Genomic DNA, 13,209 nt, shown 5'->3' with positions numbered 1-13,209 from the left:
TGTCTGAACAAACAATGGAGTGAAAAAGATGAGTCAAGATACGCACGTTCGACAATTGATTCAAACCAACATCCTGAATAAAAAGCACATCTCTGACCGCTTTATGCCAAAATTCTTTTTCGTCATGGCCTTCGTTTCGGTGTTCACCACCTTTGGCATTATAATAACCCTGGTCACGGACGCAGCAAAGTTTTTCAGCCAGGTGCCGGTCGCTCAGGTTTTCAGTACTAAGCTCGCGCCGCTCGCTGCTGAGCCGTCCTTTGGCATTTTGCCGCTGATCACCGGGACCATCATTACCTCCATGATCGCCATGCTCGTCGCGGTGCCGGTAGGACTGACCGCTGCGATCTACCTGAGTCAGTTCGCCTCGGAGAGAACGCGCCGCACCCTTAAGCCCATCATGGAAGTCCTCGCCGGTATCCCGACCATAGTCTATGGCTTCTTTGCCTATTCCTTTGTGACACCTTTGTTAATGAAACTGATTCCAACGCTGGGCGCCAAGAACGCGTTAAGCCCCGGACTCGTCATGGGCATCATGATCATTCCGTTGGTAGCCTCTCTATCCGAGGACGCCATGAACGCCGTCCCTAATATCATGCGGGAAGGCGCACTGGGACTGGGTTCCACCCGGCTGGAAGTGACCTTTAAGGTCGTCATTCCAGCGGCAATTTCAGGTATTATGTCCTCTATTGTTTTGGCGGTTTCACGTGCGATTGGCGAAACCATGATTGTCACCATTGCCAGCGGCAGCTCCAAGAATTTCACTCTGGACATCACTCAGTCCATGCAGACCATGACGGCATATATTGTCGAGTTTACCAGCGGTGACGCCGGCAGCGGCACAGTGGGCTATTACAGCCTTTATGCCGTCGGTCTCATTCTGTTCTTGTTTACCTTAGTCATGAACCTCATTGCCCAGCATATTTCTCATAAATACAGGGAGGAATATTGATGAGCGCAGCTAAACTAGAATTCCTCAGAGAAGGCAGGGAAGACACCATGCTTGAGACAGATCAAACGCACGCTTTCGAGCGCTATAAAGTGAAAATTGACAGCGGCCGCATTGAGCGTCGTGTCAGACTCAACAACGGCCTCAAGCATTTGTTCTCACTGTCAACCGTGTTTGCCCTCGTCGTTTTAGCCATCCTCTTATATCGAATAGGTGTTCAAAGTGCCGGCTGGCTGGATCTTCAGTTCCTGACCTCCAATCTCTCAAGGTTCGCTGATAAGGCGGGCATATATGGCGCGATCCTCGGAACCGTTTACCTCATGCTCATTGTCGTGCCGGTAACCTTGATTCTCGGTGTGTCAACAGCCATCTATCTTGAGGAATATGCTGCGAAAGGGCGCATCCAGCGCTTTATCAAAGTCAATATTTCCAACCTTGCCAGCGTACCGTCCGTGATCTTCGGACTCCTCGGCCTGGCCGTCTTCGGGCGGATGCTGAACCTGGGCTCCAGCATACTGGCAGGCGGACTTACCATGTCCCTCCTGGTTCTGCCAACCGTCGTGGTCGCCAGCCAGGAAGCCATCAAAGCGGTTCCGGGATTCCTGCGGGAAGCCTCTTACGGCATGGGCGCAGACAAATGGACGACGATCCGCAAAGTCGTTCTGCCGGTGGCGCTGCCTGGCATCCTCACCGGATCCATTCTCGCCATGTCCAGAGCTATTGGAGAAACTGCGCCGCTGGTCGTCCTGGGCATTCCGACGCTCATATTGAAAATACCTGACAGCGTTATGGATGACTTTACCGCGCTGCCTATCCAGATTTACTACTGGACGCTGGATACCGTACTGACACCGGAATACGCGAACCTTGCCGCGGCAACCATTGTCGTTCTCCTGGCAGTTCTGTTTATCCTGAATTCTGTCGCTATCATCATACGGAACAAGTTCCAGAAGCGCTTCTAATATGGAGGAGATCCTTTTGAACATTCAAAACCCTGAAATTGAAAACAATGTCTTTGATGTACGGGGCTTAAACCTTTGGTACGGCAACGACCAGGCTCTTAAGAACATCAATATGCAAATAGAGAAGAACAAAATCACGGCCATCATAGGCCCATCCGGCTGTGGCAAGTCCACATTCATCAAGACTTTGAACCGAATGATCGAAAATGTGCCAATCGTCCGCACCACCGGCGAAATCCTTTACCACGGCAATGATATTTTCGATAAATCCATGCGGGTTGAGGAGCTCAGAACCAAGGTCGGCATGGTCTTCCAAAAGCCGAATCCGTTCCCTAAATCCATCTTTGAAAACGTCGTCTATGGCCCCAAAATCCATGGGATCAAGGATAAAAAACTATTGATGGAAATAGCGGAGGCCAGCCTCAAGAGCGCTGCCCTATGGGATGAGGTCAAGGACCGTCTTAACGACAATGCTTACGGGCTTTCGGGCGGTCAGCAGCAGCGCCTTTGCATCGCGCGGTGTATCGCGGTCCAGCCGGATGTCATCCTGATGGACGAGCCGACTTCTGCCCTCGACCCAATCGCGACACTGAAGGTTGAGGAACTGATGGACAGTTTGAAGCAGGAGTATACCATTGCCATTGTCACCCACTCCATGCAGCAGGCGGCCAGAATTTCTGACAAGACCGCGTTCTTTCTGATGGGGGACTTGATCGAATACGACAAGACTGAAGCAATTTTCTCCAATCCGAGGGACAAGCGCACAGAGGATTACATTACGGGTCGGTTCGGTTAAATCTGGCACGTGAGCGGTTCGCAGGGAGGGTGAGTCCCACCCGTTCAATGAGGAGGAAGACGCGCTCATGAGAGAGCAAATGGAGGATAGAATCAGGGAGATCCACAGCAAAGTTGAGTATATGAGCCGACTATCGGCAGGGAGCATTGGACAGGCTATGGAGGCCTTTGTCCGGCAGGACGCGCGTATCGCTAAGCAGATTCTGGCTCAGGACCCTGAAATCAATAAACTCGAAAAGGAAATTGAGAATTTGTGCATAACTCTCGCTGCTACCCAGAGCCCGCTGGCCTCTGATTTGAGGCAAATGGTCAGCATTATCAAGATTGTGACGGATCTGGAGCGTGTTGGTGATTACAGCTGTAATATTGCGGAAGTCGTTATCAGCCTTGGAAAATATGAGCTGGTCAAGCCGCTCGAAAGGCTCCCCATCATGGAGAAGAAAGTGCGGGAGATGCTGGAGGCCAGTCTCAGGGCTTACTTCCAGCACGATATAGAATTGGCGTATGCCACGGCGCGAAAAGATGATGAAGTCGACACGCTGTACGAAGAGATTTACAGAGAACTGCTTCATCTGATCAAGATCCGGGAGAATCAGGAGGATCAGATTATTGGGTTGATTCTGGTGGGGCGCTATCTCGAGCGGATTGCGGACCATGCCACCAATATCTGTGAGCGTGTGATCCTGATGATGACTGGGGAGAATGTGAAGCTTTAGTGTGGAACTGGGTGTCTGACACCGAGTTCCACCGAGTTTTGTGGATGATGAAACCGGGTGTCAGACACCCAGTTTCGGACACCTGGTTTTGAGTCAAAGCGTTTTGTAAATTTAATAAGCGTCAGCTTCTGGCATAAAATAAGCGTTAAGAATTCAGGACCTTTGTGTAAACGGTCCGGATTTCTTAACGCTTTTTTGTCCTTGAATGAAGTTATTTTACCGTTCCACAGGGGAGTGGACCCACAGGATCTGCGATGTTTTTTTGCCTGGATTTGTCCAGTTGTGGAACTCAGTGGATTTAAAGTACATGGAGTCTCCGGTTTTCATATCATAGACATCCGAATAGTTCAGGGTGACTCTAAAGGTGCCGTTTACCACATAAATGAATTCTTCTCCGTGATGCTGATGGGTCTCCGGCGCGCCGGCACCGGGTTCGACGTAGAACATCATAGGGAAGAGGACGTGTTCCCTCTGCGAAATCAAAGATTCAAGTGTGACACCGGGAATGCCCGCCTGGACCGGTTCACCGGTACCTTTTTCGACGAGGGTTCTGTTCTCTTCTTCCGGTTCAAAAAAATGCAGGACACTTTCCCCATAGAAAGTCGCAAGTCGCTCCAGGATCTCGTAGGAAATATTCGCCTGCCCATTCTCAATTTTGCTTAGATAGGAGGTTGAAATACCAACCTGGGTGGCGACTTCCTCGAGAGTCAGATTCAGCTTGTCTCTATACAGCTTCCATTTGCCGCCTATGAGTTTACGACTGGGCGCAGGAGCTGCGTCGTAAGCATCCGTACCTACAATCAGCGGAGGAAGAGATGCCTGAGTCATGAGTAAACTTTTTATAGCTTTGGAACCCATTTTATCATCTATGGAGTACTGCTTAATTTTCCTTAACGTCTCAATATCTTCTAAACTGTAGATTCTGTAAGCGTTCGAGCTGCGCTTTGCAACGAAAAATCCTTGTTTTTCCCAGTTGCGGATGGTGGCAGGAACGACGCTTAAAAGCTTGGCAACTTCATTGATACTGAAATAGAGTTCGGCATTATTCTCAGACTTGTTTGTCATGTCAGTCCTCCAACACTCATTATGTAGTTGTATTATACAACAATGTACTGAAAATTGATAAGAAAAAATATGCATACACCAACTATTAAAAAACTATTGACAAGGATGATAAAATGGTGTTACATTAATTTCGAAAGATTGCCAACATACATAACAAGGTTGAGAAAAAAAGGTTACCCTTCACTTAATCAAGCATGAAAAAAGGGAGGCTATTATGGGCTACAAGGAAGACGGAAAATGGTGGGTCAGTCAGTCAAACTTCGCAGCAGACGTCTTAAAAGGTTACGAATTCCCCAAAAAAATTGAAATTCTGGATACGACCTTGAGAGACGGTGAGCAACAGCCAGGCATCATTCTCACGCGAAAGGAAAAAGTCGAAATTGCCAAGAAGCTTGCCTTGGCAGGCGTCCACAGAATTGAGGCAGGTACGCCGGCAGCCTCCAAAGAAGACGCGGATGCCATTAAAGAAATTGCCTCTCTTAACCTCGGTCCCAAGATCTTTGCCTTTGTGAGAAACACACCCGAGGATATGAAGCTGGCCAGAGAGTGCGGCGTTTCCCACGTCTTGGCAGAGATTCCCGGCAGTGAGCACTTACTTAAATACGGCAAACGCTGGACGGCAGAAAGAGCTATAAAAGCCGCCATTGAAGCGACTCAGGCAGCAAGGGAAGAAGGTCTCTATGTCACATTTTTCCCGGCGGACTCCTCCAGAGCGAGCCTGGATTTTCTGATTGACGCAGTGCATCAGATTTCTGAAGGCGGGCATATGGATGCCTTGGCCCTCGTGGATACCTTTGGATGCTTTTCACCGGAAGGCGCTGCCTACACGGTGAGAAAGCTAAAAAGCGAATTTAGTGTTCCAATTGAAGTTCACTTCCATGATGACTTTGGTCTGGGTGTCGCTTCGACAATTGCCGGGCTTGCCGCAGGTGCTGAGGTTGCTCACGTCACAGTCAATGGTATTGGAGAGCGTTCGGGCAGCGTCGCCCTCGAACCTCTGGCGCTTTCGCTGAAAGTCTTGTATGGCTATGACACCGGCATTGAGCTGGATCAGCTTAAATCACTGTCGAGTACGGTCGCCGACTATACCAGGTTCGCAGTACCGCCTACCAGACCTGTTGTCGGAGATAGAATTTTTGGCTGGGAAACAGGAATGCCTTCAAGTCTCTGGGTCAACTGCAAAAATGAAGAGCCACTGGCTATGCTCCCTTATCACTGGAGCATGACTGGTCAATCCGAGCCTAAGCTGTATCTTGGCAAGAAAAGCGGCAAAGACAATATTAAAACCTGGATCCAGGAAAACAACATTGCGCTGTCTGAAGAGCAGGAACAGGATTTGCTCGGCAAAGTCAAGGATCTCTCATTGTCTTTAAAACGCGACTTGACACCGGAAGAATTTATTGAGCTGACAAAAAGCTTTTAGGAGGTCGTGACATGAAAGACATAGCATTGTCCAATCTTTTTAAGACCGTCCAGCCATCACCTATGCTTCAAATGTTTGAAGCGGCATCAAAACATACAGGCCTTATAAGTCTTGGGATAGGCGAACCTGACGCCCATACGCATCCCAGCATTGTAGAGGCGGCAGCGGAAGCTGCCAAGGCCGGCTTCACCCATTATCCGCCAGTCAATGGCTTTCAGGATCTTCGCTCAGCCATTTCAGATTACTGGAGAGACAAATACGGACTGGAATCCTCTCCGGAGGAAGTCATCATTGGCGCAGGGGCCACGCAAGCGATCTACATGATACTTCAGGCCCTGATAAATCCCGGAGATGAAGTCATTGTTCCGGATCCGTGCTTTACACCTTACATGCAGGCTATCGACTATGTCTATGGTGTACCGGTACCTGTACCGCTAAAAGAAGAAGATGCATTCAACATGACTGCCGAACTGCTTGAGTCCTGCATAACCCCTAAGACTAAAATTGTCATGCTCAATTCACCGGGCAATCCAACAGGAGCTGTCATAGGGATGGAAGAGGCTTTGAAAATCTGTGATGTCATCAAGAAACACGATCTCATCCTGATCTCGGATGAAATTTATGAAGCCTTTATCTACGAGGGCGAGCATATCTGTTTCGCGACGCTGCCGGACATGAAAGAACGTACCTTTACAATTGCCGGGTTTTCTAAAACCTACGCAATGTGCGGTTGGCGGATAGGGTATGCCATAGGGCCGAAAAAGGTCATAGACACCATGAAGATCATCAATATTGGCACCACCATGTGTATGAATTCCGTTTCTCAGAAGGCAGCCCTCTACGCCCTGAAAAACTGTGACACTCAAGTCAAAGAAATGGTGGAAATCTACAAGGATCGCGTCGACTACGCACACAAACGCATCAATCAGATTAAAGGCTTATCCTGCGTGAAACCGAGAGGCGCTTTCTACCTGTTCGCGAACATAGAAAAAACAGGAATGACCTCCATGGCACTTGGCATGAAGCTATTGGAAGAAGCGAAAGTGATCACGATTCCCGGGATCTCTTTTGGACCGAACAGCGACAATTTTATCCGAATCTCCTGTACTATCCCAAATGAACAGATGGCAGAGGCGTTTGACAGAATAGAAGCGGTTTTGGGGAAATAATAATATTCCTTTTTGAAACACACTATTCCAATTAGGGAGGATCTAACCATGGCGGTGGAATCCAGAGTATCAGCAGAAAGAATTCAAGATCAAAAACCAAGGGATCAGTTCAAATCACAACTCGGATTTATTTTCGCGGCAGCAGGTTCGGCAGTCGGACTGGGGAATATATGGAGATTCCCATATATGACAGGAACAAACGGTGGAGGCGCCTTTGTACTTTTATACTTGATCTGTGTTCTTTTTGTAGGCGCCAGCTTGCTATTAGTCGAATTTGCAATTGGCAGAAATGGTAAGACAAATGCTATTGAAAGCTACGCAAAAATTCGAAAAGGCGCGAAATGGATTGGGTTTCTTGGGTTCTTCTCAGCGTTTATCTTCCTGTCTTATTATTCCGTTGTCAGCGGTTGGACTGTTTACTACTCCATTCAATCCTTCTTCGGGCTCAATGGGTTAGCGCCTGATCAGATCGGCAATTTCTTTGGCGCTTTCATTTCGGATCCTGTTAAGCCGCTCATGTACCATGGGATCTTTATGGCCTTGACAGTGGGTATCATCATCAAAGGCGTCTCACAAGGCATTGAAAAATCGACAAAAATTATGATGCCAATGCTGTTCGTTCTGCTGATTATCCTCGTTATTCGCGCCTTGACACTGCCTGGCGCCTGGGAAGGCATCAAATGGTATCTTACGCCGGATCTTTCCAAGATTACAGGCGGTGTCTGGATTGCAGCCCTCGGTCAAGTGTTCTTCAGTATGAGCGTTGGTATGTCCGGTATGGTGACATACGCGAGCTATTTAGGCAAACACGAAAATTTGCCTAAGACTTCCATTATCGTTGCTTTGATGGATACTTCTGTAGCGCTGCTTGCGGGCTTGATTATTTTCCCAGCGGTATTCTCCTTTGGTCTTGAACCAGGTGCCGGACCGGGTCTCGTCTTCATCACGCTGCCGGCTGTCTTTGCCCAGATGCCGCTCGGATCAATTTTCTCCTTTATGTTCTTCGTCCTTTTGGCCATTGCATGCTTGACTTCCTCCATCTCCATTTTGGAAATGCCAGTTTCCTATTTAATTGAAACGCGTAAGATGGCCAGAACCAAAGCGGCGCTTTTGGTCGGTGCAATCGCTTACGTCATGGGTATCGCAGTTTCTTTCAGCTTTGGGATCTGGAGTGACTTCACCCTCTTTGGCAAAGGGATCTTTGATCTATTTGACTACTTCGGCTCAAATATTTCACTGCCGCTTGGCGGATTAGCCGCAGCGATCCTGGTGGGATGGTTCTGGGGTGAAAAAGACGCTGTTGCTGAAATCTCCAATAATGGCGAGATCAAAGGCACAATCGTTAAAGCTTGGTTCCCTGTTGTGAAATACGTTGTACCGGTAACGGTAGTTCTGATTTTTCTTTCCAATCTCGGTATCCTGAAACTTTAGTCTGAACAACACTCATGAATCCGGCGGGAGTGGCCTGCATTACGACTCCCGCCCTTTTCATAGGTAAAAGCGCAACTTTGTGCCTGACGGAGGTCATCTATCATGAAAAATAAACTTATTCACAATCCGGTTCACGGGAAATTAAAGGTGCTCGGCTTCGCATCTGGAAGCGGCAATACCCTTTGGAAAGTCTATGAGCTTCAAAAAGAGATGGAGCAGACCCATGGCGGGTGTCCCTTTGAGATTGTTGGCGTCTTTTCGGACAAGCCGGACTCGAAGGCGGTTGAGATGGCCAAGACCATCGGCATGGCCTTTGCTTCTCTGGATCTTCGTGCTTTTCACAGTGAGCACGACGCGCCTTTAAGTGACCTCGGCGTGCGCGCGCTCTATGATCAGGAGGTCGCGAAGCTGATTGAGCCTTTTGGTGCGGATCTGATTCTGCTGGCGGGCTATGTGTGGGCCACGACGGAAGCCATTGTGAACCATTACTGGATGGTCAACGTTCATCCGGCGGATCTGTCTGTGGCGCCCTATGGCCACCGTCTCTTTGCTGGTGCCGATGGTGTCGGTGACACCCTTCATTTGCGCCAGGAGACAATTTGCTCAAGCGCCCACCTGGCGACAGCGGAAATTGACGGCGGGCCGCTCCTCATGCGTTCACCTTCTCATTTGATTGATTACTCGATACCAGAGGAGAGCCAGCAGCTGCGCAAAGCGGTGTTAAAAGCCGTCAATGAACACTCACGGCATCTGGGCGCGAGGGTAATCCTGGAGATAGCGCAGGGAAAATTTGGATTGGACGAGGCGGGGCAGGTTTTGTATTGCGATGACCCCGTTCCGGCAGGCGTGAAGGTCGAGAGCTGGTCAGAAAACATTCCGAAGTTTCGACGCGATTTAAAGGCAATGCTGTCACCTAAAAGTGTTGTAGTTATTGGGGCTTCGGCACGTGGCGGACTGGGCAACGCGATTCTGTCGAATATTCAGGACGGTGGTTTTACAGGCGGGCTTTACGCCATAAACCGCAGCGGTGAGGATGTGGCAGGGGTCAAGGCTTATGAAAGGGTTGGACTTTTGCCTGAGGCACCGGATCTTGCGGTGGTGACAACGCCTTCGGGCGCGGTGCTTGAAGCTGTTGAGGCGTGCGGAAAGCTCGGCGTAAAAACAGTGGTCTGTATCAGCGCCGGGTTTAAGGAAACCGGTGAAGCGGGCGCAGTTGAGGAGAGCAAGCTTAAGGCGATTACAGATCGATACAATATGAGGCTCTTGGGGCCTAATTGCATGGGCGTTTTGAATACCGATCCCGCCGTGTCATTAAATGCCACTATGCTTCAGCATCAGCCGACGCCTGGGAATATTGCGTTTATCACGCAAAGCGGGGCACTGGGCGCAGCGCTGCTGGACTACGCTGAGAATTTGGGGATGGGCTTTTCCAAGATCGCGTCCCTGGGGAATCAAATGGATATTGACGCCAGTGATCTGCTGGGCGAGCTTAGGGACGACCCTTATACCAAAGTCGTGATGCTGTATCTGGAGACTATTGGTGAAGGCCAGAGCTTTTTTAAACAGGTCTCTGAGCTGACGAAAACAAAACCGGTGGTGGTTGTCAAATCCGGGCGAAGCAGTGCCGGCGCTGCGGCGGCCAGTTCCCACACCGGCAGTATTGCCGGAAGTGACGCGGCTATTGAGGCACTTCTTGAAAAAGCCGGGGCGATTCGCGTTGAAACCCTCGAAATGGCTTATCTGACTGCAATGAGCTTGAGCAAGTCCAGGACGTTTACCGGAAAAAGGGTGGGGGTTGTCACCAATGCGGGCGGACCCGGTATCCTGATTACAGACCGGCTGGCAATGCACGGCTTTGAGCTGCCGCTGCTGCCGGGAACGAAACGAGATGCTTTGGCGAGAGTTCTATTTCCTGAGGCCTCCACGGCAAATCCAATAGATCTCGTCGCGCCTGCGCCGCCGGAGCATTATGCGAAGGCACTTGAAACTATGGCGGAAAGCGGCATGTATGATGCGCTTGCAGTGATCTGTGTTCCGCCTGCGACGATTGATACAGGAAAGATCGCGGAAGCTTTGGTCCCGGTCATTAAAGCATTTGATTTGCCGGCAATTTGCTGTTTTATTGGGCCGACTTTGGGCGCTGCGGCTCGGAAGGTGTTGAATCAGCATCAGATTCCATGCCTTGAGTTTCCTGAAAATGTTGCGGATGTGCTCCAGGCTATGTCCGTGAAAGAGGGAAGGTTTAATGTTGGCGCATCATCTGAGTTCGAGCTGGGAAGTCCTTTGGTTGAAAGGGGCAGCGCTAATCGCCGTCATGCCAGACCGCTGATGCAGTCCCGCTATGAAACCGGGTATCTGCGTTCCGACGCGGCCATGAAACTTTTGGAGCTCTACGGCATACCAACCCCAAGATGGCACTGGATCACTGCGCCGGACATCCTGGAGCTTGAGGGCATGAACTTTCCTGTAGTGGCAAAGATCGAGCATCCGGAAGTGCTGCATAAGTCGGATGCCGGCGGTGTCGTCCTGAACATTGAAAGTGAAGCCGCATTGAGGCTGGTGGTCAAAGAATTATTTAATACCTTCCAGGGTGCAGAAGCTGTATTGGTCCAGGAGCAAGCGAAGATTACTCATGAAGTGATCTTGGGTGGAAAATTTGAGCCGGGGATTGGACACCTTTGTGTGGTTGGTGCAGGTGGTACACTGGTGGAATTGTTCCAGGATGTCTCTGTGAAGCTGATGCCGGTGTGTCAGAAGCAAGCCGCAGGTATGATTGAAAGCTTAAAGACCTATCCGCTTTTAAACGGATACAGGGGGAAGGCCAAGGTTCCGGTTGAAGAATTGGCGGAAATGGTGAAGCGCTTCAGCGACATGGTTGGCGAACTGCCCGGCATACAGGAAATTGACCTGAATCCGGTCACCTGGGATGCTTCCAGCGGTAGATTTATGGCGGTGGATTGCAGAATCAGAGTGGAATGAAATAATTACAGAGTGGCAGAGAACAAATTATAAGATAGATCAAAACCACAAAGTGATCAAGACGACAAAGAGGAAGGCGCGCCTTCCTCTTTGTCGTCTTTTTTATTCAAAAATATTGACAATAGATCTCGTGGGTGTTATTTTTATATTATCACAAGTGATAATAATATCTATAGTGATAATATTTATTAAAATTCGAAAGGTGGATCTAACGTGAAAACCTTGCACAAAGTTATTCTATTAGCAGCAATAGGCGCGTGCGCAGGTGCGCTCATAGGCTATTATCAATTTCTCACCATGTCACCAGGATTATCTGAAGCCGTGATCAAGCAGCTTGGTTCAATTGAAATGCTCCTCGTAGTATCCGGTCTCCAAACGGCGCTGTTGACGGCGGTCGCTGCAGCTGTGGGGTATAAACTGAGAAAAAGATTAATATTCCCAGAAACCAAATTCCCGGAATCTAATGGGATTATTTCAGCTGTCGCTATTGGCGGAGCCTCTTCTCTGATCATTACGCTCTCTGAGAAATTTATATTCATGAAGTACCTTCCCGAAGGATTTAATACTTTTAGTTTTTCACCCCTCTATCTGGTCGCGGCAGTCTTATATGGCGGTGTTGTCGAGGAAGTCTTATTGAGACTTGGACTCATGACTTTGATTTTGTGGTTGCTGGCAAAAGGCTCCAGAAGAAAACATGAAGAAAATGGAATCGGATCTAATGGACAAGTCATAAGTGTTTCTCACGCCTGGATCGCCATCGCCATATCGTCACTCCTGTTTGCGCTGGGTCATTTACCTGCTACAGCTCAAATGATGGGCCTTTCAGTGCCAATTGTAATCAGAGCATTGCTCTTGAATGGAATTGCCGGGCTCGGCTTTGGCTGGCTGTACTGGAAGAAAGGGCTGCTCTATGCTATGCTGGGGCATATGATGGCTCATATTATCAATCAACTTGTTCTCATGCCGCTGCTATTGTGAGCTTAACGGTACCTCCGCAAGCCTACCGCGAACCTGCCTGTGAGAGCACGTTTTGAGCTAATTGCCCAGAGCCGCATTCTGGCCATCTCCATTCGACGTTTCGTAAATAAGCGCTCATTAATCTGACGAGGAGGGATCAAAAGTGAAAATGCTAAGTGAATTATTGAATCCTGTCAGGATGAAAGTCATCCAAGTTATTTCCGAAAAAGGTTCAGCGACGCCTAAAGAAATTATTGAAGCAGTTCCCGGGATCCCTGTCGCAAGTCTATACAGACACATCAAAAAACTGTTGGAAATTGGTGTCCTTGAAATTGTTTCAGAAACGCCCATTCGCGGCACCGTGGAAAAGACCTATAAAGTCAGATTGGAGCCATTCAAAGCCATTGAAGAACTTGTCAGCTCCGGTGACCGAAATGCGCACTATGATCTTTTTTATACCTTTGCCATGTCAATGATTGTTGATTTTTCAAGATACATTTCAACACCTTCTTATGATATGGCGAAAGATCGAGTAGGCTTTAGGAGTTATCCCATCACCATGACGGATGAGGTGTGTGATAATTTCCTGCAGGATTTCAGCGAACTCTTGTTAAAATATCTGAATACAAGTGAAAAGTCTGATGGCAGGCTAAGAAAGTTCTCCTTCGCATTACTCCCTGGGGACGAAACGGAATAACTGCGGAACAACTGTTGTACACTTCAGGGACACCCAGCCATTTACAAAAATAGAAATATCCATTAT

General features: G+C 48.8%; 11 protein-coding genes. 10 read left to right on the top strand and 1 reads right to left on the bottom strand.

The annotated features are described in order from the left end of the window. Window positions 1-28 precede the first annotated feature (28 nt). The 4 genes from pstC (at window position 29) to phoU (ending at window position 3,422) form a co-directional block, all read left to right on the top strand. Entirely contained in the window at window positions 29-952 is a 924-nt protein-coding gene (gene pstC / locus OEL90_RS07850; protein ID WP_291402027.1) for a phosphate ABC transporter permease subunit PstC, read from the top strand. Further along, on the top strand, window positions 952-1,911 hold the full coding sequence (gene pstA / locus OEL90_RS07845; protein WP_330583732.1) for a phosphate ABC transporter permease PstA: 960 nt from the start codon (window positions 952-954) through the stop codon (window positions 1,909-1,911). Before pstC ends, pstA begins: the two co-directional genes overlap by 1 nt. Window positions 1,912-1,927: 16 nt before the next feature. Beyond that, on the top strand, window positions 1,928-2,707 hold the full coding sequence (gene pstB, locus OEL90_RS07840) for a phosphate ABC transporter ATP-binding protein PstB (RefSeq protein WP_291402025.1): 780 nt from the start codon (window positions 1,928-1,930) through the stop codon (window positions 2,705-2,707). Window positions 2,708-2,774: 67 nt separating this feature from the next. Then, window positions 2,775-3,422: a phosphate signaling complex protein PhoU gene (gene phoU, locus OEL90_RS07835; RefSeq protein ID WP_291402023.1), complete on the top strand. Its 648-nt coding sequence runs from the start codon at window positions 2,775-2,777 to the stop codon at window positions 3,420-3,422. A 216-nt stretch (window positions 3,423-3,638) separates the two neighbouring features. Here phoU and OEL90_RS07830 read toward each other — a convergent pair whose 3' ends face one another. After that, window positions 3,639-4,487, bottom strand: a complete 849-nt coding sequence (locus OEL90_RS07830) for a helix-turn-helix domain-containing protein (RefSeq protein WP_291402021.1) — start codon at window positions 4,485-4,487, stop codon at window positions 3,639-3,641. 214 nt (window positions 4,488-4,701) lie between these two features. Between OEL90_RS07830 and OEL90_RS07825 the strand changes: the two genes are divergently transcribed. From OEL90_RS07825 to OEL90_RS07800, 6 genes are all read left to right on the top strand, one after another. Then, on the top strand, window positions 4,702-5,910 hold the full coding sequence (locus OEL90_RS07825) for a pyruvate carboxyltransferase (RefSeq protein ID WP_291402019.1): 1,209 nt from the start codon (window positions 4,702-4,704) through the stop codon (window positions 5,908-5,910). Window positions 5,911-5,921: 11 nt separating this feature from the next. Then, complete coding sequence (locus OEL90_RS07820; protein WP_300687776.1) at window positions 5,922-7,079, top strand: pyridoxal phosphate-dependent aminotransferase; 1,158 nt, start codon at window positions 5,922-5,924, stop codon at window positions 7,077-7,079. A 48-nt stretch (window positions 7,080-7,127) separates the two neighbouring features. Beyond that, window positions 7,128-8,510, top strand: coding sequence for a sodium-dependent transporter (locus tag OEL90_RS07815; RefSeq protein WP_300687774.1), 1,383 nt, complete (start codon window positions 7,128-7,130; stop codon window positions 8,508-8,510). Between the two features lie 102 nt (window positions 8,511-8,612). After that, complete coding sequence (locus OEL90_RS07810) at window positions 8,613-11,489, top strand: acetate--CoA ligase family protein (protein WP_300687773.1); 2,877 nt, start codon at window positions 8,613-8,615, stop codon at window positions 11,487-11,489. A gap of 213 nt (window positions 11,490-11,702) precedes the next feature. Continuing rightward, window positions 11,703-12,467 (top strand): CPBP family intramembrane glutamic endopeptidase, encoded by a 765-nt coding sequence (locus OEL90_RS07805; protein WP_300687772.1) that lies wholly within the window; start codon window positions 11,703-11,705, stop codon window positions 12,465-12,467. 148 nt (window positions 12,468-12,615) lie between these two features. Continuing rightward, on the top strand, window positions 12,616-13,143 hold the full coding sequence (locus OEL90_RS07800) for a helix-turn-helix domain-containing protein (protein WP_291402096.1): 528 nt from the start codon (window positions 12,616-12,618) through the stop codon (window positions 13,141-13,143). The last annotated feature ends 66 nt before the right edge of the window (window positions 13,144-13,209 follow it).

The organism is Acidaminobacter sp. (genome assembly GCF_030247605.1).
Taxonomy (GTDB): Bacteria; Bacillota; Clostridia; order Peptostreptococcales; family Acidaminobacteraceae; genus Acidaminobacter.
The sequence above is the reverse complement of the archived record's forward strand: the minus strand, read 5'-3'. Positions and strand labels throughout refer to the sequence as shown.